Source organism: Caulobacter sp. Root343, from assembly GCF_001425745.1.
Taxonomy (GTDB): Bacteria; Pseudomonadota; Alphaproteobacteria; order Caulobacterales; family Caulobacteraceae; genus Caulobacter.
Window position 1 is genome coordinate 810,788 of record NZ_LMDF01000005.1, and the last position, 19,852, is coordinate 830,639.

13 protein-coding genes are annotated in these 19,852 nt (G+C 68.8%); 11 read left to right on the top strand and 2 right to left on the bottom strand.

Annotated elements, in window-relative coordinates; translation table 11 throughout:
- The first annotated feature begins 7 nt into the window (after positions 1-7).
- Positions 8-3,187: a carboxypeptidase regulatory-like domain-containing protein gene (locus ASC70_RS07680; protein ID WP_235519286.1), complete on the top strand. Its 3,180-nt coding sequence runs from the start codon at positions 8-10 to the stop codon at positions 3,185-3,187.
- A gap of 82 nt (positions 3,188-3,269) precedes the next feature.
- Positions 3,270-4,901 carry an alkaline phosphatase gene (locus tag ASC70_RS07685; protein ID WP_056048321.1) on the top strand — a complete coding sequence of 544 codons (1,632 nt, stop codon included), beginning with the start codon at positions 3,270-3,272 and terminating at the stop codon, positions 4,899-4,901.
- 23 nt (positions 4,902-4,924) lie between these two features.
- Here the strand turns inward: ASC70_RS07685 and ASC70_RS07690 are convergent, their stop codons facing one another.
- Positions 4,925-8,050, bottom strand: a complete 3,126-nt coding sequence (locus tag ASC70_RS07690) for a PAS domain S-box protein (RefSeq protein ID WP_056048324.1) — start codon at positions 8,048-8,050, stop codon at positions 4,925-4,927.
- A 317-nt stretch (positions 8,051-8,367) separates the two neighbouring features.
- Between ASC70_RS07690 and ASC70_RS07695 the strand changes: the two genes are divergently transcribed.
- The 9 genes from ASC70_RS07695 to ASC70_RS07735 all read left to right on the top strand — a co-directional run bounded on the left by ASC70_RS07695 (position 8,368) and on the right by ASC70_RS07735 (position 17,024).
- Positions 8,368-10,107 (top strand): PAS domain S-box protein, encoded by a 1,740-nt coding sequence (locus ASC70_RS07695; protein ID WP_056048326.1) that lies wholly within the window; start codon positions 8,368-8,370, stop codon positions 10,105-10,107.
- Positions 10,108-10,226: 119 nt separating this feature from the next.
- On the top strand, positions 10,227-10,826 hold the full coding sequence (locus ASC70_RS07700; RefSeq protein WP_056048329.1) for a dihydrofolate reductase family protein: 600 nt from the start codon (positions 10,227-10,229) through the stop codon (positions 10,824-10,826).
- 126 nt (positions 10,827-10,952) lie between these two features.
- A complete protein-coding gene (locus ASC70_RS07705) occupies positions 10,953-11,606 on the top strand; it encodes a hypothetical protein (RefSeq protein ID WP_056048332.1) in 654 nt (217 codons plus the stop codon).
- 34 nt (positions 11,607-11,640) lie between these two features.
- The gene (locus ASC70_RS07710) at positions 11,641-11,874 is read left to right on the top strand and encodes a hypothetical protein (RefSeq protein WP_056048335.1); all 234 of its coding nucleotides are present in this window, start codon (positions 11,641-11,643) and stop codon (positions 11,872-11,874) included.
- Positions 11,875-12,038: 164 nt separating this feature from the next.
- Positions 12,039-12,809, top strand: coding sequence for a response regulator (locus ASC70_RS07715; protein ID WP_056048338.1), 771 nt, complete (start codon positions 12,039-12,041; stop codon positions 12,807-12,809).
- Entirely contained in the window at positions 12,806-14,128 is a 1,323-nt protein-coding gene (locus ASC70_RS07720) for an ATP-binding protein (protein WP_056048341.1), read from the top strand. The genes ASC70_RS07715 and ASC70_RS07720 overlap by 4 nt, the downstream gene beginning before the upstream one ends.
- Before the next feature lie 167 nt (positions 14,129-14,295).
- Complete coding sequence (locus tag ASC70_RS07725; protein WP_056048344.1) at positions 14,296-14,991, top strand: carbonic anhydrase; 696 nt, start codon at positions 14,296-14,298, stop codon at positions 14,989-14,991.
- Positions 14,988-16,547: a SulP family inorganic anion transporter gene (locus ASC70_RS07730; RefSeq protein ID WP_082539821.1), complete on the top strand. Its 1,560-nt coding sequence runs from the start codon at positions 14,988-14,990 to the stop codon at positions 16,545-16,547. The genes ASC70_RS07725 and ASC70_RS07730 overlap by 4 nt, the downstream gene beginning before the upstream one ends.
- A 60-nt stretch (positions 16,548-16,607) precedes the next feature.
- Positions 16,608-17,024, top strand: a complete 417-nt coding sequence (locus tag ASC70_RS07735) for a MucR family transcriptional regulator (protein WP_056048347.1) — start codon at positions 16,608-16,610, stop codon at positions 17,022-17,024.
- Between the two features lie 61 nt (positions 17,025-17,085).
- On the opposite strand, the gene ASC70_RS07740 is transcribed toward ASC70_RS07735, so the two are convergent.
- Positions 17,086-19,839 carry a TonB-dependent receptor domain-containing protein gene (locus ASC70_RS07740; RefSeq protein WP_056048349.1) on the bottom strand — a complete coding sequence of 918 codons (2,754 nt, stop codon included), beginning with the start codon at positions 19,837-19,839 and terminating at the stop codon, positions 17,086-17,088.
- Positions 19,840-19,852: the final 13 nt, after the last annotated feature.

The following is a 19,852-nucleotide window of genomic DNA, read 5'->3' on the forward strand; positions in this document are numbered from 1 at the left end:
GGCAGCCGTGGCCGCGCTCGCGATCGCCGCGCCGGTCCAGGCGCAGGAGCGCGTCTTCGACATTCCCGCGCAGGCCGCGGTGCGCGCCATTCCCGAACTGGCCCGCCAAGGCCAGGTGCAGATCGTGGCCCCGGCGCGCAATCTCGAGGGGATCCGGACGCCGGCCGTCAAGGGCCGCATGGATGTCCGCACGGCCCTGCGCCTGCTGATCGCCGGCACGCCGCTGCGGATCGACTCCGACGACGGGCAGATCATCACCCTGCGCTCCTCGGTCCAGGGCGGCCCGGCCGCCGGCGCGGGCGTGGTGCGCGGTCGCGTGCTCAACACCGCCACCGGCGAATATGTCCGCAACGCCGAGATCCGCGTCGAGGGCACGACCATCGTCGCCTATTCCGAGGACGGCGGCGACTTTCGCCTCACCGGCGTGCCGGCCGGCGACGTCACCCTCCGCGTCAAATACGCCGGCCTGCAGGAGTCGGCGGCCGTCGTCACCGTCACCGCCAACCAGGCCGCGACCGTCGACGTCGCGCTGAGTCCGCTGTCTAGCCTGGCCCAGGTCGAGGCGGTGACGATCACCGCCAAGCGGGAGGGTCAGGCCAGCGCCATCATGGAGCGCCGCGCCTCGACCAACGCCAAGAACGTCGTCGCCGCCGACAACTTCGGCGCCCTGACCATGGGCGACGTGGGCGAGTTCATGAAGAACATGCCGGGCATCTCGCTCGACTACACCGAGGTGGACGCCACCGCCGTGCGTATCGGCGGCTTGGATCCGAAGTACTCGACCTTCACCACCGACGGCGCGCGGATGGCCACGGCCACGTCGAACAACAACAACGGCCGCCAGAACTCGTTCGAGCAGATGTCGATCACCGGCGTCGACTCGATCGAGCTGAACAACACCCTGCAGGCCAGCATGGACGCCGACTCGCCCGGCGGCGCGATCAACCTGCGCAGCAAGTACGCCTTCCAGCGCAACAAGCGCCTGCTGCGCTTCCAGCTGGGCGCCGTGGGCACTTCGGACTCGGGCCTGTCGAAGGCCTATTTCCCGGACGACAAGAAGCACGCCCGCATCTTCCCGTCGGCACAGGTCGGCTATGCCGACGTGTTCCTGGACGGCCGTCTGGGGATCGCGTTCAACGCCAGCTACAACGCCAACTACGTCCAGCAGGACCGCATCCAGACCGACTGGTCCTATCTCGCCAGCGGCCGGGTCATTCCCTATCAGGTGATGTGGCGTCCGGGCCCGAAGCTGACCAGTCGCAAGGCCGCCAATCTCAGCGTCGACTACAAGCTGACCGACCAGTGGGCCGTGTCGCTGCGCAGCACCTACTCGTTCTACGACGTCGAGTACTTCAACCAGTACACCTACCTGATCTTCGGCACGACGACGGCCTCACAGACGACGGCGGACTCCAACTCGACCCACATCGCGGTCAATCCGAACGGGACCAATACCCGCCTGCACACCCAGTATTCGCACCGCTACGCCGGCACCCCGTCGGTGCTGATCGCGCCGAAGCTGGAGTACCGGGGCGACACGCTGGAGGCCGTGCTGCGCGGCAGCTATTCCAGCTCGGAATTCCATTTCCGCGACAACGACAAGGGCTTCTTTCAGCGTACGGACAATTATCTGACCCGCATCGGCTTCACGCTGGATCGCGCGTCGGAGGATTCGAACGCCTGGACCTTGAAGCAGACCGCCGGCCGCTCGTGGACCGACCCGACCAGCTTCAATCGCGACGACGACATCGGCAACAACATCCGCACGTCGGAGTCCAACGCCGGCAACCAGATGTACGGCGTCAACCTGGACCTTAAGAAGAAGCTCGACCTCGGCCCGGTCCAGCTCAAGGTGCTGGCGGGCGCGACCTATCGGACCAACGTCTGGAAGACCAACGAGGGCTCTTTCCAGCAATTCCAGTACGTCGGTCCCACCGGTGACCTGACCCAGAAGGCGCCGGAGGCGGTCATTCCGTGGACCCGGAACTATGACTTCCGGATCCACGGCTTCGACGCCGGCAACCTGAACGACCAGGACTGGCGCGCCGACAGCAACTACGCCGTCTACGACATCTACAAGGCCCATCCCGAGTACTTCGCGCCCGACTTGGTCGGCAATCTGAAGCGCAAGCTCGACAACAACAAGAAGGTCGGCGAGACGGTCGACGCCGCCTATGTCGAGGTCCAGCCGCGCGTCGGCCGCGCCCAGTTCGACCTGGGCCTGCGCTACGAGAAGACCAAGACCGACGCCCGCGTCGCCGACATCCGCTCGGCCAAGGAGGTCACCGCCGCCGGCCTGTCGGTCAGCACGGTTCCCGGCCTGCTCTACCAGTACCGCAACGGGACCTATGTCACGCGGCACGGCGAGTATGACGACTGGTTCCTGAGCGGCGGGGCCAAGTACGACTTCAGCAAGAAGCTGGTGGGCCAGCTGGCCTTCAGCCAGTCGATCCTGCGGCCCGACTACGGCAACCTCGGCGGCGTGGTCGCGGTCGACGACAACAACCTGATCGTCACGGTGCCGAATCCGCTGCTCAAGCCCGAGCATTCGACCAAATACTACGCCAGCCTGCAGTACTATCTCGAGCCGTCGGGCGTGCTGGGTCTGTCGTTCTACAAGCTGGACGTCAAGGACATGCAGGTCACCGGCATGACGGTGAACCCCGAGGACGTCGGCTACAATCCGGGCGACTACGCCGGCTACACCTTCCGCAGCGCCCAGAACCTGCCGGGAACCAGCACCAACAAGGGCGTGACGCTGGAGTACGACCAGCAGCTGACCTTCCTGCCGGGCGCGCTGCGCGGCCTGGGCCTGCGCGGCTCGATCACCAAGATCGATCCCGACGGCGAGCGCGTGAACCTGCCCAAGACCGCGGCCAACTGGGGCCTGCGCTACAGCTACGGCAAGTTCGACGTCCAGCTGACCGGCAACGCCCAGGGCAAGTACCGCACCAGCGCGCTCAACAACACGCCGACCACGCCCAACAATGGCATCCTCTACCACGCCGCCCGCGAGCTCTGGAACGTCAGCGCCAGCTACAAGATCTCGAAGCAGTTCGAGGTGATGCTGGCCGGCCGCAACATCTTCAACGCTCCCGACGTCATCTATTCCAACGTCCGCAGCCGGGTGCAGCAGTACAGCATCTACGGCTCGATGTGGAACGTCGGGATTAAGGGCACCTTCTAGCTTCCCCTGAAACTTCACCTCCCGCGGCCGCCCGGTCGCGGGAGTTTTTCTTGTTCTCACCTTTCACTGTTGGGGGACCGTCATGGTTCTGACGATTGATCGACGCAGCCTGGTTCTGGGCGGCGGCCTGGGGCTCGGCGCCCTGGTCCTTCCGGCCGGCCGCGGCTTGGCCGCCGAGCTGCTCGGCGCCACGGGCTTCACCCATAATGTGGCCAGCGGCGAGCCCGGTCCGGACTCCATGCTGCTGTGGACGCGTTACGTCCCCGCCGCCGGCGACGATATCCTGAACCTGCGGGCCGAGGTGGCGCTGGACCCGGCGTTCACCAAGGTCGTGGCCGGCGGCGAGGTGCGCACCGGCGCCTATCGCGACTGGACCGCCAAGATCACGGTCGACGGCCTGAAGCCGGGCGCGTTCTACTGGTATCGCTTCGTCGCGCCGGACGGGACCAAGTCCCCCGTCGGACGCACCAAGACCCTGCCCGTGGGTCCCGTCACCCGCTTCGGCCTGGCGGTCTTCTCGTGCTCGAACCTGCCCCAGGGCTTCTTCAACGCCTACGCCCACGCGGCCGCCCGGGCCGACCTCGATTTGTGGCTGCACACCGGCGACTACATCTACGAATATGGCCTCGCCTCGACCCGCGAGGCCGACTGGGCGCCGGGCCGCAAGGAACAGCTGCTGCCGGCGACCGAGATCCTGGCCATCGCCGACTACCGCCTGCGCTATGCCAGCTACCGCGCCGATCCCGATCTGCAGCGCCTGCATCAGATGGCGCCGATGGTGGCCCTGTGGGATGACCACGAGTCGGCCAACGACAGCTGGGAGGGCGGCGCCCAGAACCACCAGCCGGCCACGGAGGGCGACTGGACCGTCCGCCGCGCCGCGGCCATGCAGGCCTATCGCGAGTGGATGCCGGTCTCCGAGGAACCGTGGAAGGCCTATCCGATCGGGACCCTGGCCACCCTCTACCGCACGGAGTCGCGGCTGCTGGCCCGCACCAAGCCGGCCGACATCGGCGCCGCCTTCAAGGCCGCCGATCCCGACGCCGCCCTCAAGGCGTTCCGCGACGGCGTCTGGCGCGATCCCGCCGCCACCATGATGGGGACGACCCAGGAGAGCTGGCTGGCCCATGCGATGAAGGCCAATGCCGGGGCCTGGCAGCTGGTCGGCATGGGCACGATCATCGGTCGCACCGTGATGCCCAAGGACGCCGTGGATTGGCTGCGTCCCGAGACCTCCGAGAAGAAGGCCGCCGGCTATCGCAACAACATCCGCGCCGCCCAGGCGGGCCTGCCGATGTGGATGGACCGCTGGGACGGCTATCCCGCCGCCCGCGCGCGCCTGCTGACGTCGGCCCAGACCGCCGACGCCGACCTCGTCATGCTGTCGGGCGACAGCCACAACGCTTGGGCCTACGGCCTGGTCGAGGACGGCCGTCCCGCCGGTGTCGAGTTCGCGGGCCACGCCGTCACCTCGAACGGCATGGAAGGCGACATGGGGGCCGATCCAAAGCTCGTCGCCCGGGGCTTCATGGCCGCCAATCCCGAGCTGAAGTGGGCCGACACCAGCCAGCGCGGCTACATGATGGTCGATGTCACGCCCCAGCGGGTCACGGGCGAGTGGCTGTTCTTGCGGACAGTGAAGGCCCGCGACGTCACCCTGGCGGGAACGCACCGGATGCAGGTGGAACGCGGACGGAGGGTCTTCGCCACGTAAAGCGTGGCAGGGCGGGGCCTTGCTCAGGCGATCGCGCGGGTGATCGCGGTGAGCAGGCTGGCGCCTGCCAGCGGCTTGCCGACGACGCCGTCGAACAGGCCCGAGCCTTCGATCTGATCGACATCGGCCGAGAAGGCGAGAATGGGAATGGCGGCGTTCGGACCGTTCTCGGTGCGAATGCGCCGGGCCGCGCCGACCCCGTCGAGGCCCGGCATGCGAAGATCCATGAGGATGAGGTCGAACGGCGCGCGACTGGCCGCCGCCACCGCGCCGAGCCCGTCGACCGCCTCGCTGAGCTCGACGTCGAACGGCGTCAGCATGGCCCGGACCAGTTCGCGGTTCGTCCGGTTGTCGTCGGCCACCAGGATCCGGCAACCCGCCGGCAGGAGGATCTCGTCCTGCTCCGACGCCACGGGCGCGACGGCCTCCACGACGGGCGCGGGAAGCGCGAACCAGAAGCAGGCCCCCTCGCCGGCCGCGCCGCGCACGCCAATGTCGCCGCCCATGGCGTCGGCGAGACCCTTGCAGATGGCCAGGCCCAGGCCGGTGCCGCCGTGCTTGCGTGTCGAGGAGGCGTCGACCTGGGAAAATCTCCGGAACAGGCAATCGACCCGGTCGTCGGGGACGCCTGGACCGGTGTCGGTCACGGTGAAGGTCAATCGCTCGCCGAGCGGATCGAAGGCGACATCGAGGCGGACGCCGCCCGTCGTCGTGAACTTCACCGCGTTGCCGATCAGGTTGAGCAGGATCTGGCGAACCCGATCGGGGTCGGCGCGAACCGTCCGGGGCAGGGCTTCCAGATCGCTTACCGTCAGCGCGAGGCCCTTGCCCGCTGCCTGGGCCGCGAACAGGTCAAGGGTCTCGGCGGCCATCTGGGCCGGCGACATCGGCCTGGCTTCGATCTCGACCTGTCCGGCCTCGAGCTTGGAAAAGTCGAGGATGTCGTTGATCGTCGACAGCAGGGCCTGGCCCGCATTGGACGTTCGGCGGAGATAGCCGCGCGTTGTGTCCGACAATTCCGGTTGCTCTTCGGCCAGGCGCGAGAAACCCAGCACGGCGGTCAGCGGCGTGCGCAGTTCGTGGCTCATATTGGCCAGGAACTCAGACTTGACTGCCGCGGCCGTCTCGGCCTCGGCCCGGGCCGCGCGCAGTTCCGCCTCCAGGGCCCGTCGCGCGGAGATGTCGCGCACCACGTCGGTGATGCCGGTGATCGCGCCCGTCTGGAGATCGAAGGCCAGGGTCGGACGCCCTTCCAGCCACAGCACACGACCGTCCTTGTGCCGGGCGCGGAACTCCACGGCCGTGGCCGGCGCGGCGCCGTGCGACTTGAACTGGGCGGCGACCGTGGCCCTGACCCTGGCGGCGTCGGCGGGATCGATCCAACTGAAGATATCGCTGCCCACGATGTCCTCCGGCGCGAAGCCCGTCGTGGGAAGCACCGACGGCGAGATGTAGGTGACCCGCCCGGCGAGGTCGCTGTGCATGATCAGGTCACTGGCGTTCTCCGCCAGGAGCCGATAACGGGCCTCGCTCTGGGACAGCGCGATCCGGGCCTGACGTTGCTCGGTGATATCCCTCATCGTGCCGACGACAGCCATGACCCGGCCGTCGGCATTCTTTTCGACCGCGCTGGCGCCGGTGATATGGCGCACCTGTCCGTCCGCCCGAACAATCCGGGATACCGCTTCCTCCATGGGCTCGCCCGTGGCCAGAACGGCCGCCAAGCGCTGGCGGGCGGCGGCCTGGTCCTCGGGGTGGGACATGGACATCAAGGCGCTGAAATCCAGCGGCAGCGCCGGGTCCAGACCGTAGATCTGGTACATCTGCTCGGACCAGGTCACCGTTCTCGTCTCGGCCTCGAAACGCCAGTGCCCGACCCCCGCCATGCGTTCGGCCATGGCGGCCCTCTGGGCCTGCTCGCGCGCTTCGTCGCGGGCGGCGATCATGGCGTCTTCCAGCAGCTTGCGCTCGGTCGCGTCGCGGATCACCGCGACGATCTCGAAGGGCGATCCCTGTCCGTCGCGCACCAAGCGGAAGCTGGTCTCCACCCAGACCGTTCGCCCGTCTTTGTGCACCGCCCGGTGCTGCAAGGTCTTCTGGTCAAGGCCTCGCGCCAGTTGGTCGAAGGTCGCCAGGACCAAGGGGTGATCGGCCTCGTGGACGAAGGCCTGGGCCAGCCGGCCGGTCATTTCCTCGGGCTGATAGCCCAGGATCCGTTCGATCGCGGGCGAGATATAGTTGCTGCCGCCGTCGAGACGGATACGCGTGATCACGTCGCCCATATTGTCGGCGAGCAACCTGTAGCGCCGCTCGCTGCGCCTGGCCGCGTCCAGGGCCCGCGCCTGTTCGGTGATGTCCTGGAACACGCCGAACACCGCGACGACCTCGCCCTGCTCGTCGAGTTCGCACAGGCCTTTCGACACCACGTCGCGCGTTTCGCCGTCGGGGCGATGGATGCGGAGTTGGAATTCGAACGCGCCCCTGGCGGCGATCGCCCGTCTGACGCAATCGACAACCCTGGCCTGGTCCTCGGGATGATAGAGGGCCAGCGAATTTTCGCGGTCGGGGACGAAGTCCTCGCGCCTGACGCCATGGATCCCATAGACCATGTCCGACCAGCTCACGGCGCCGGTGGCGACGTCGATGCGCCAATAGCCGACGCCAGACACGCTCTCGGTGAGTTCCAGCAGGCGATGTCGCTCGCCAGCCAGCCGGTGCGCGCGGGCCAGCTCCAGCTCGTCGACGACGATCTTGGCCAGCATTTTCAGACGCTCGAGCTTGGCGGGCGCCGGACGTCGACGGGCGCGGGTGTCGAGGACGCACAGCGTGCCGAGGGTTCGGCCGTCGCGGGTCGTCAGCACGGCGCCGGCGTAGAAGCGGATGTTGGCCCCGCCGGTGACCAGGGGATCGGCGGCGAACCGGGGATCCGCCGTCGCGTCCGTGACGATCATCAGCGCGTCGGGGCCCATCCGCAGGGCCGCGGCGCTGAAGGTCCAGACCTGGGGCGGGTCTTCCGACGAGGGTTTCGGGTCGGACAGGGAGGAAATGCGTTCGACCTCGGTCAGCGACACCAAGGCGAGCGGAGTCTTGAACAGATCGGCGGCCAAGGCGGTGACGAGATCGAACCGTTCCTCGACCGGCCTCTTCAAGGCCTTGAGTACCCGAAGCGCTTCAAGTCGTCGCGCTCCCGCGCCCTTCATGACCAGACGGTTCTCCTTTTTGCGTTTGTCGCACGCCAGCTTCACCGCAGAGGTTAACCTTGGGCGCGACAATCAGGCGCAGGCGGGAGGCGCCGCGGCGAGGCGCGGGCGCGGGCGCGGGCCCTTGACCGTGGCGGCGCACGGCCACCTATGGTCGCATAGGCGCTTCGGCCCACCGAACGTGTCGCCTGACCGGGACGACGGGACTCTGGAACATTCGGCGATCGGACCACCCGATCGCCCATACATCGGTTGACGGAGTAGTCGTGTCCGACCTCGAAAAGCTGCAGCCCATCCTCAATACCGCGATCGACGCGGTCGTTGTGATGGACGCGCGCGGCCTGGTCGCCGACTGGAGTCCCCGCGCCCGGACGATGTTCGGCTGGGCGCGAGACGAGGTCGTCGGACGGCCTCTGGCCGACGTCATCGTGCCGCTTCATCGCCGCGAGGACCACAGGAAGGGACTCGAGCGCTTCGTGGCGACGAGGACGAGCCGAGTGCTGGGTAAGATCCTGGAGCTGAGCGCCCTTCGCAGCAATGGCGAGGAATTCCCGGTCGAGCTGTCGATCACCACGTGGGGCGAAGGCGGCGATCCGCTTTTCCTGGGCTTCATCCGCGACATTTCCGAGCGCCGTGATGCGATCGCCCGCCTCGCCGCCAGCGAGGCCCGGTTTCGTGCGGCGGTGGACGCGGTCGAGGGCGTGCTGTGGACCAACAACGCCGCCGGCGAGATGGTCGGCGACCAGCCGGGCTGGGAGACGCTGACGGGGCAATCACCCGCGGAGTATCGAGGGTTTGGCTGGGCCCAGGCGATCCATCCCGACGACGCTCAGCCCACGATCCAGGCCTGGCTCGTCGCGGTCGCCGAACGCCGCCCGTTCCTGTTCGAGCATCGCGTGCGCCGTCGCGACGGAGTCTGGCGGAACTTCCAGATCCGCGCCGTCCCGACCCTGGACGCGGACGGCTCGGTGCGGGAATGGGTCGGGATCCATACGGACATCACGGAGCAGAAGGTCTCCGAAGGGCGACTGCGAGAGAGCGAGGCGCGCTTCCGGGTCATGGCGGACGCGGCGCCATCCCCCGTCTGGATGACCAGCGCGCAAGGCGGCATCGAGTTCGTCAACGAGGCCTTCGTCGAATTCGCGGGCCGCGACCGGGAGCAGTTGCTTGGCGATGTCTGGATCGACCTGATCCACCCCGAGGACATTCCCGGCGTGCTCGCCCGCCGCCTGGAGGCGCGCGCCAAGCTCGAATCCTACAGCTTCGAAGCCCGCTTTCGGTCCGGCCTCGGCAGCTACAAGTGGATGCTGGCCAACGCCCGGCCAAGCTTCGACGAGACGGGCCGTTTCATCGGCTATCTGGGCATGGCCATGGACCTGACGGCGATCAAGGAGGCCCAGATTCAGCAGCGCCTGCTGATCAACGAGCTCAATCATCGGGTCAAGAACACCTTGACGGCGATCCAGTCGATCGTCCGGCAAACGCTCAAGCCGGGTGAAACGCCGCCCCACGTCCGCGAGCAATTGTTCGAGCGGCTGATGGCGATGTCGGCCGCCCACGATGTCCTGACCCGCGAGAACTGGACGAGCGCCGGCGTCGAGGAGGTCGCGCGCCAGGCCGTGCGCCCCTTCATCGACAACAACGATCTGGCCCGGATCACCATGGACGGACCCTCGCTCAGGGTGGGCCCCAGCGCGGCCCTCGCCCTGGCCCTGGCGCTGCACGAACTGGGCACGAACGCCGTCAAATACGGCGCGCTGTCGGTCCCGACGGGCGTCGTGCGGATCGAATGGTCGCGCACGGGCCCCGATGGCGCCGAGCTGACCTGGCGAGAGACGGGCGGGCCTCGGGTGGAGATCCCCGAGCGGAAAGGCTTCGGGGCGCGGCTGCTGAGCGGCGGCTTGACGTCCGATCTGGGCGGGCGGCCGGAACTGATCTTCGCGCCCGCGGGCGTCGAGGCGCGCCTGCCGCTCCGGCTCGACGGGGCGGCAGATCAGGAGGGGTGAAGGCGGCGCCTCCACGCCGGGCCGCGAACCCGGCGAGGGCCGGTGCGGAAAAAATCTAGCGCGCTGTCGGAAGCGGTCGATCCGGCCCGTCCTTGGGCAAGGCAGCGAAGGAGAAAGCCGTGCGAGATCTGATCCTGAAAATGAGCATGTCGGTCGACGGCTTCGTGAGCGACCTGGAGGGCCGGAACACGTGGATGTTCGGCGCCGACCAGGAGGCGAAGGCCTGGAGCGTGGACTACGTATCGAACGCCAGCCTGCACATCATGGGCAGCCGCAGCTTCCAGGCCATGTCCGGCTACTGGCCGACCTCCACCGACCAATTCGCGCCGCCGATGAACCAGATCCCGAAGGCCGTCTTCTCACGACGGGGCTCGGCGATTCTGGAGAGCGCCAGTGGCCAGGGTGGGCAGGCCGGCGAGCCGCAACCCGGCGCGGACAGCTGGGCGAAGGCCTATGTGGCCAGCGGTGACCTGGCGGAAGAAATCGCGGCGTTGAAAGCCCAGGACGGCAAACCGATCATCGCCCATGGCGGCGTCGGCTTCGCCCGCAGCCTCGTCGCCCAAGGCCTGGTCGACCAGTTCGTCCTGCTCGTGGCGCCCGTGGCGCTGGGCAAGGGCCAGCCGCTCTTCTCCGAACTCACCGCGCCGGCGCCGCTCAAGCTGGTCAGCTCGAAGGCCTTTCCGGGCGGCGCCGTGGCGCAGATCTACCGACCGGCCTGACGCCACAGCCCGCCGGCGCTGTCATTCTTTGTCACAAACGCGATGCAGAGCCGAAAGGCGGCCTCGCCACTCTCGAACCGTTGAAGGGCGCTCCCCGATGGAGCCGCCCTGTTCGGGAGAACAAGGATGAGCAAGACCCGCAGCCGCCTGTCGACGCCGACCCTCGTCGCGGTCCTGGCGGTCGCCGCGGCCGGCTCCGCCAGCGCCGAGGCGGTGCGCCTGCCGGCCAAGCAGGCGGCGCTGAGCGCCGACCATTTCCACGCCCATGCCCGGGTGATCGACGACCCGCTCGACATCGAGACGGTGGTCAGCACCGAGCGCGGGTTCCAGACCGGCAAGGGCCTGTTCCGCGAGCCGACCAACGACAACCACCTGCGGGCGGTCGTCGACAAGCGCTCGGGCGCGACGCGGTTCGAGGTGCGTCAGACCCTGACCTATCCCGGGCCCGTGCGCCGCTACGGCGAGGTTTCCTACCAGAGCGCCCGGTGGCCAGTCGCCGCGCCGCTGAACCGGATCAGGGACAACGCCGGCCACTGCTTCCTGTTCGAGGCGCCGGAAGTCTGCCGCGAAGAGGTCGCCTTCGACATCTCGGAGAGCGAGCTGCGCCGCGCCGCCGCCGCGCCGGACGCCTGGGGTTTCAAGTTCAAGTCCGACACCGGTCATGAGCACCGCGCCGCCATCACCCCCGCCGAGATCGCCGGCCTGCTGAAGGCCGTCGACGCCTACCGCCGCGACTTGCCCGCCATCCAGGCGCAGGCCGACACCGTCACCGGCGGCTGAACCCTCGCACCGTTTCCCCGGAGTTGTTTCCCGTATGCATGTCCTCGCGTCCCTCGGCCTCGCCGCCGCCTGCCTGATCGCCTCCCCCGCCCTCGCCGGCCCGGCGGGCGCCGGCCTGACCTTCACCGAGGAGGTCGCCAAGAAGAACCTTCAGAAGCGCGCCGCCAGCGTCCAGCCAAGCCCGTGCCTCGCGCCCAAACCCGTCGCCAAGACCGAGCCCGCGCCGAAAGACGGCGCCGGCCCGCCCGAAGCCTGTCGCGCCAGCTAGCGCCTCCAGACGGTCGCCGAAGCCCCTTGATCCACGGCGACCCGCCCTCGCGCGCCCCCTACCTGCACAAGACGCGCGAGGGCCCAATCTTTCGGCGGCGGCCGGCTGAAATCGCGCGCCGCGGCCTTGTCCACGGCGCCGCCGCGCCTAAGTAGCCCGGGCATATGGATTATTCAGGTCACGGACTGATCGCCCCGCCGCGTGAGTTGGCGACGGCGCCGCTCGCCCCCACCGTCCTCGTCGTCGAGGACGATCCGGCGCTGCGCACCTTGCTGATACGGCTGCTGCGCGAAGAAGGCTTCCAGCCGCTCAGCGCCAGACACGGGGCCGAGATGGCCCGGGTGCTCGAGACCAACACGGTCGACCTGATCCTGCTGGACCTCATGCTGCCCGGCAGCAACGGCTTCGACCTGTGCCGCGCCATCCGCCGCGACAGCGACGTGCCGATCGTCATGCTCAGCGCTCGCGACGACGAGACCGACCGCCTGATCGGGCTGGAGCTCGGCGCCGACGACTATATCGGCAAGCCCTTCAGCAAGAAGGAGCTGATCGCCCGCATCCGCGCCATCCTGCGCCGCACCCAGAACGGTTCGCAGTCCAACCAGCCGCGCGGCCACCAGCAGATGACCTTCGCCGGCTGGAGCCTGGATCCGGGCCGGCGCGAGCTGCTGTCCCCCGACGGCGCCTTCGTCGAGCTGTCGGGCGCCGAGTTCGACCTGCTGCTGGCCTTCGTCAGCGCCCCCCAGCGGGTGATCGGCCGCGAGCGCCTGCTGGAGATGTCGCGCGCGCGCTTCTCCGACGCCTCGGACCGCAGCATCGACGTGCTGGTCAGCCGCCTGCGCCGCAAGCTGGCCGTCAGCGGTCAGGCGGAGGCGCTGCTGCGCACCGTGCGCGGCGTCGGCTACATCTTCACGGCCGCCGTGGAGCGGCGATGAAGCCCTGGCGGCTCTGGCCGCAGCGGCTGGTCAGCCAGGTCACTCTGGTCCTGATGCTGGCCGTGGCCCTGGAGTTCATCGGCAGCTCGATCCTGTTCGAGAACAGCCGCCTCTATCCCAATCGCGACAACCAGGTCCGGCGCGCCGCCGAGCAGCTGGTCACCGCCGAGATGATCTTGGAGGCCGCGCCGGCGCACGAGCGCGCCGCCCAGGCGGCGGTGATCTCGAACCGGGCCACCGAACTTTCGTGGTCGGCCCTGCCCAGCCTGGTCGATCCCGAGCGTTTGGCCGAACGCGACCTGAAGACCCGCTTCCGCGACGCCGAGCCTAGCCTGCGCGGCCGCGACCTGCGGCTCCAGGCCGAGACCGACCGCGCCCTGCCGCGCGACACCCATCTGAAGGCGGCGCTGCGGCTCCGCGACGGTTCATGGCTGACCTTGAAGACCAAGATCCGCGCCGCGCCGTGGGCCGTGCTGCTGAGCAGCGTCGGCTCGGCCTTCATCCTGGGCCTGGGCGTCATCGCCGCCGCCGCCCTGGTGTTGCGCAACCTCAGCCGTCCCTTGCGGGCCCTTGCCGAGGCCGCCGACAAGGTCGGCAAGGGCGCCCACGTCCGTATCGCCGAGAGCGGCGCCCGCGACCTGAAGCTGCTGGCTGAGGCCTTCAACGCCATGCAGGACCGCATCGCCAGCCTGCTGCGGGCCCGCACCGAGGCCCTGGCGGCCGTGGGTCATGACCTGCGAACGCCCCTGGCGCGCCTGCGCCTGCGGGCCGGCTTCGTGAAGGACACCGACGCCCGCGAAGCGCTGGAGGCCGACGTCGACGAGATGACCGCGATGCTGGACTCGCTGCTGGCCTATCTGGGCGGCCAGGAGGATCCCGAACCTCGGCGGCGCACGGACCTGGCGGCCATCGCCATGACCGTGGTCGACGACGCCGCCGACGCCGAGCGCTCGGCGACCTATGCGGGCCTCGACCATCTGCCCGTCCAGGCGCGACCCGTCTCGCTGAAGCGGGCGATCAGCAATGTCGTCGAGAACGCGCTCCACTATGGCGGCGCGGCCGCCCTCAGCCTGACCCGCGAGGGCGACACCGCCGTGGTGGCGGTCGAGGACAATGGGCCGGGCATACCGGAGGCGGACCTGGCCGAGGTGCTGCTGCCCTTCCATCGCCTGGACAGCGCTCGCGCCCGCAACACGGCCGGGCTGGGCCTAGGCCTGACCATCGTCCAGCAGATCCTGCGACGCGAAGGCGGCGTCCTGGTGCTGAAGAACCGCCCCGAAGGCGGGCTACGCGTCGAACTGCGCCTGCCCGCGCTGTAGCGCGCCCAAGCTTCTCACCAAGACATCCTTTGTCACAAAGCCGCTGCACCGCAGCAAAACCACGAAACGACCTTGTCCTCGCGTCAGGCGGTTCTCGCCGTGGACGCCCGCCGCGGCGCTTGCATCCCCTTTTCCTCGCGTCGCGGCGGCCAATCGACGGAGGTCCCTTGGAACAGTTTCTCGAACGCGCCGCCCTGTTTCGCGGCCAGGTCTTTCCCGCGCAGAGCGCTCTCTACGAACGCCTGGCCAGCCACGGCCAGAGCCCCAAGGCCCTGATGATCTCGTGCGCCGACTCCCGGGTCGTGCCCGAGCTGATCACCCAGGCCGCCCCCGGCGACCTGTTCGTCTGCCGCAACGCCGGCAACATCGTGCCGCCCTTCTCGCAGGCCAACGGCGGCGTCTCGTCGGCGGTGGAATACGCCGTGATCGCCCTGGGCGTGCGCGACATCGTCGTCTGCGGCCATTCCGACTGCGGGGCGATGAAGGCCTTCTCGCATCCCGAGGCGCTGGAGAAGATGCCCAATGTCGCCGCGTGGCTGCGACACGCCCACGCCGCCCACAGCGTGGTCTGCTCCTGCTACGGACACCTCGACGACCACGGCCGCACCCGGGCCCTGTCGCTGGAGAACGTGGTCGTGCAGATCAACCACCTGCGCACCCACCCCTCGGTGGCGTCGGCCATCGCCAAGGGTGAGCTGACCCTGCACGGCTGGTTCTTCGAGATCGAGACCGGCCAGATCCAGGCCTATAACGGCGACACCGGCCAGTTCGAGCAGGTCTACGAGGGGGCGCCGCTTCCCGTCGCCCAGCGCCCGTCCCGCCGCATGGTCGCGGCCGACCATCTGGGCATCGCCGCCGAATGACCCAGCTCGCCACGTCCTCCCCCAAGGAATCCCCGGGCGCCAAGCTCGGGCTCCAGACGATCCTGTCGCGGGACCTCACCGCCTCGATCGTCGTCTTCCTGGTGGCCATGCCGCTGTGCATGGGCATCGCCGTCGCCTCGGGCGTCCCGGCGGAGCGCGGCCTGGTCACCGGCGTCATCGGCGGGATCATCGTCGGCGCCCTGGCCGGATCGCCGTTGCAGGTCAGCGGCCCCGCCGCCGGCCTGGCCGTCATCGTCTTCGAGATCGTCTCCAAGCACGGGCTCTCGATGCTGGGACCGATCCTGCTGCTCGCCGGGCTGATCCAGCTTCTGGCCGGCGCGGCCCGCCTGGGCCAGTGGTTCCGGGCCATCTCGCCGGCCGTCGTGCACGGCATGTTGGCCGGCATCGGCGTGCTGATCGTCGCGGGCCAGTTCCACGTCCTGTTCGCCGACAAGCCCAAGGCCCATGGCCTGGAAAACCTGGCCGCCATCCCGGCCGCCCTGGGCGGCGTCTCCTTCTCCAGCCTCGGCGCGGTCGAGGCGGCCCTGACGGTCGGCCTCGTCACCATCGGCTCGATCGTCGCCTGGGAGAAGTTCCGCCCCGCCAAGCTGAAGCTGGTCCCCGGCGCCCTTCTGGGCGTATTGGCCGGCGCCCTGGTCGCCGCGGGTTTCGGCCTGGACGTCCAGAAGATCGCCGTGCCCGAGTCGATCGCCGCCGCCATCGCCATCCCGGGCGTGGGCGACTTCGCCAAGCTGGCCGATCCGATGCTGCTGGTGACCGCCCTGGCCGTCGCCTTCATCGCCTCGGCCGAGACCCTGCTGTCGGCGGCCGCCGTCGACCGCATGCACGACGGTCCGCGCACCAAGTACGACAAGGAGCTGTTCGCTCAGGGCGTCGGCAACATGCTGTGCGGCGCGGTCGGGGCCTTGCCGATGACCGGCGTGATCGTGCGCAGCTCGGCCAACGTCCAGGCCGGCGCCGTCTCGCGCCTGTCGACCATCCTGCATGGAACCTGGATCCTGGCCTTCGTGGCCCTGCTGCCCTGGCTGCTGCGCCAAGTGCCGAGCGCCGCCCTGGCCGGGGTGCTGGTCGTCACGGGGTGGAAGCTGGTCAGCCTGGATCACGTCCGCCACCTGTTCGCCCGCTACGGCCTGCTGCCGGCGCTGATCTGGGGCGCCACCTTCGTGATGGTGGTGGCCACCGACCTGCTGACCGGCGTGCTGGTCGGCATGGGCCTGACCCTGCTGGAACTGATCCCGAACCTGAAGAGGATGCGCCTGCGCGTCTGGCGGCACGACGTCGGTCCCGACCAGAGCGAGATCCGTCTCGAAGGCGCGGCGACCTTCATCCAGCTGCCGAAGATCGCCAAGGTGCTCGACACCGCGCCGAACGGCGGCCTGGTGAAGCTGGACACCCGCGGTCTCACCAGCCTGGACCACACCGTCGCCGAAGCGCTCGGCGACTGGCTGAAGTCCAAGGCCAGGGCCGGGGTGAAAGTCGAGCTGCCCAGTTCCTGCGCGTTCGGCGACCGCCTCCGCGCCGCCGTCGCGCACTAGTCCCACCACGGCCCGGGGGCGTTTCGGTTCCCGGGCCCTTTCCCTTCAAGAGTCTCCCTGATGACCAAGGCCCAGGAGCGCGCCGCCGAGATCGCCGCCCAGGTTCTTTGCGCCTATCTCAGCCGCAACACCGTCTCGGCGGACGATCTGCCGGGCCTTTCCGCCCGCACCTACGCCGCGCTCGAGGCCGCGCTCGCGTCCGGTGCGGGCGGAGCGCCTGTCAGAGCCCTCACCGCCGAAGAGATCGCCGCCAGCGTCAGCCACGACGCCATCGTCAGCTTCGAGAATGGTCGGCGCTATCGCTCGCTGCGCCGGCATCTGAAGCAGCTGGGCCTGACCGACGAGCAGTACCGCGCCAAATGGGGACTGCCGGACAACTATCCGCTGGTGGCGCGGAGTTTTTCGGACCTTCGCTCGACCGCCGCGCGCGGCCAGCGGTTTGGCGGCCAGGGCCCCGCGGTCGCCGGCGGGCGATGACTGTTCCCCGGTTTTCGTGTGAGGGCGCCCCGACCTTTAGGAGACCGGGGCGCCGTTGTGGCTAAAAGCGCGCGTCGAGCCGCACGTAGGATTGCCGTCCGAACGGGTCGGCCACCGAGCTGAGATAGCCCGTGTACTTGGCGCTGGGCGCGGCGCGGTCGAAGACGTTGATCGCGCCCAGGGTCACCCGATAGCGCTCGTCCTCGCCGAACGCGTAGGCGTACTGCAGGTCCAGCACCGTCCAGGACTTCACCCGCGCCGCCGTCGTCGCGGTCACCGAGATCGCGTAGTCGTCGACCACGCCTGAGACGTAGCGGACGGTGGCGCTGGCGAAGTGGGGGCCCATCGACCAGTCGATCGAGGACAGGTTGCGATACTTGGGCGCCGCCGCCGCCGTGGACGGCGAGGTGGTGGTGTTGTTGCGCCGGCCCACCCCGTCATAGACCAGCGACCCGGTGTCGATGTCGTACTTCAGCAAGTAGCTGAGGTTGTCGCGCAGGGTGAAGATGCTGTCGCCCCAGTCGAACGACCAGCTGCCCGCGATGTCGAGACCCGAGGTCTGGGTGCCGCTCTTGGCGTTGTAGCTGGTGACATAGACGGTCTGGGCGACGCCGCTTTGGTCGCGAACCACCTGCGGACCATTGGGCGCGGCGTTGATCACCGCCTGGCCGTTCTGTACGGCGATCTGGTTGTCGTACTTGAAGGACCACCAGTCCAGCGACAGCGAAGCGCGGCGGACCGGCAGCCAGGTGACTCCGAGGTTGCGGACCTTCGAGGTCTGCGGCTTGAGGTCGGCGTTGCCGATCGTCGTCACCGTACGGAAGTTGGTGGTGACCAGCACCGGGTCGGTGATGTTGACGACGTTGTTGCTGATCGGGCCGCTGGTGGCGTTCTCGAGGCCGGGCGCCTGGAAGGCCGTGCTAGCCGAGGCCCGCAGGGACAGGCTCTCGACGGGCCGCCAGATCAGCGAGGCCTTGGGGTTGGTGGTCTTGAAGCCCCCGTAGTCCTCGTGGCGCACGGCCAGGTCCAGGTTCAGCCCCTCGACGATCGGCAGGTTCCACTCGGTGAACACGCTCTTGATCGTGCGGTCGGCGTCGCGGTCCACCGAGGGCCCGCCGAACGCGGCGTAGCCGCTGCGCAGCAGGTCCGAATAGTGGATCGACTCTCCTTCTCGCCGCCACTGCAGGCCGACGGCGCCGGAGATGTCGCCGCCCGGCAGGCGCAGCTTGCCCAGCGTCCCGTCCAGCACCAGGTCGGCGATTTCCATGTCGCGCACCGTCCGGGTGAACACCTCGGACTGGATGTTGAACAGGACGGCCGGGTTGTTGGTCTGGTTGTCCTTGGCGAAGGGGCTCAGATAGTAGCAGTTCCCCTGGCCGGCGACCGCCCCGACACCAGGGCCGTTCCAGCGGTAGTTGCAGTTCTGGCCGCCGTAGCCGTTCAGGGCGGCCTGGAACAGGTTCATGTCGGTGTCGTGGTCGCGGAACACATTGCTCGACCACGACGAGGTCAGGGTCGCGGCGTAGTTCCAGCCGCCCAGCAGCGGACCCTTGGCGCCCAGCACATTGTGGAACTGGTTCGCCTCGTTGCGTTGGACGTTGTAGTTCAGCCCCGCCAGGCCTTGAGAGCCGATCGGCCGGCCGACGTAGTAGACGGGCACGCCGAACGGATTGCCCGGGTTCGAGGCGGGCACGACCGGCGGCGTCGCGCCGTTGTGGTTCTGGGCGTAGGACGGCACGCCGTAGCGCTGCGAGTCCTGGTGGTAGATCGCCGACTCCAGGAACAGCGTATGCTCGTCGGTCAGGTCATACTGTCCCTCGACGTGGATCAGGCCGCTCTGGCTGGCGCCGCGGATCGGGTTCTGGGCCTGGAAGCTGAACGCGCACGAGCCGATCGCATAGCCGGGGCCGGCGGCGGACGGGGTGAAGACGCTCTTGGTCACCGCGGAACCGCAGTTGGGATCGACCACGGCGAGCGAGCCGGCGCCGTTCTTGTAGGTGTCGTAGAGGGTCGAATAGTTGACCGCGCCGATCACCACGTCGCCGCCCGAGGCGGTGCGCGGCCGCGCGGTCAGGGTGAAGGACCCCGGGTTGGCGCCGGCGCCGGACGAGGCGTTGAAGATGTTGGTCACCGCCCGGTCGGCGTTCTGCAGCCGCTCGATGTCGGTGTACGAGGCCGAGGCCACCAGGCGCGAACGCTCACCCTTCGCGCCCCACATCGCCTGGACCTGCCAGGCCGGAGAGTCGGCGATGTGCGTATACTGGGCGCTGGTCTTGAAGCCTTCGAAGCGGCCGTCGGTGATGATGTTGAAGACGCCGGCCACGGCGTCCGCGCCATAGGTGGCCGAGGCGCCGTCCAGCACCGTCTCGACCCGGGCGACGGCGATCGGCGGCGTCAGGCTGTTGAGATTGACATAGCCGTCGGACTTCACGACCCGGCGGCCGTTCATCAGCACCAGGGTGGCGCCGGAACCCAGGCCGCGCAGGTTGGCCGAGCGGGTGTCCTTGCTGTCCTGGCCGCCTTTGGCCAGGTCCTGGACGCCGCCCATGCTGCCGATGTTCTGCGGCACGTAGCGCAGCAGGTCGCCGATCGAGACGACGCCGGTCTTGGTCAGGGCCTTCTGGTCGACCGAGACGATCGGCGAGGCCATGTCTTCCTGTTTGACGTTGCGCAGGAAGCTGCCGGTGACGATCACCGCGTCGACCTGGGTAGCTTCCGAGGCCTGTTGGGCGCAGGCGCCGCCCGCCAGCAAGGCCGCGGCCGAAACGCCGCCCAGGCTGGCCAGCAGCCAACGGCGCTGGTTGGAATTGTGCATGATGGATCCTCCC

Coding starts and splice junctions, on each gene's coding strand:
- ASC70_RS07685 (WP_056048321.1), top strand. CDS start 3,270: ATGGTTCTGACGATTGATCGACGCAGCCTGGTTCTGGGCGGCGGCCTG.
- ASC70_RS07705 (WP_056048332.1), top strand. CDS start 10,953: ATGAGCAAGACCCGCAGCCGCCTGTCGACGCCGACCCTCGTCGCGGTC.
- ASC70_RS07710 (WP_056048335.1), top strand. CDS start 11,641: ATGCATGTCCTCGCGTCCCTCGGCCTCGCCGCCGCCTGCCTGATCGCC.
- ASC70_RS07715 (WP_056048338.1), top strand. CDS start 12,039: ATGGATTATTCAGGTCACGGACTGATCGCCCCGCCGCGTGAGTTGGCG.
- ASC70_RS07720 (WP_056048341.1), top strand. CDS start 12,806: ATGAAGCCCTGGCGGCTCTGGCCGCAGCGGCTGGTCAGCCAGGTCACT.
- ASC70_RS07730 (WP_082539821.1), top strand. CDS start 14,988: ATGACCCAGCTCGCCACGTCCTCCCCCAAGGAATCCCCGGGCGCCAAG.
- ASC70_RS07735 (WP_056048347.1), top strand. CDS start 16,608: ATGACCAAGGCCCAGGAGCGCGCCGCCGAGATCGCCGCCCAGGTTCTT.
- ASC70_RS07740 (WP_056048349.1), bottom strand. CDS start 19,839: ATGCACAATTCCAACCAGCGCCGTTGGCTGCTGGCCAGCCTGGGCGGC.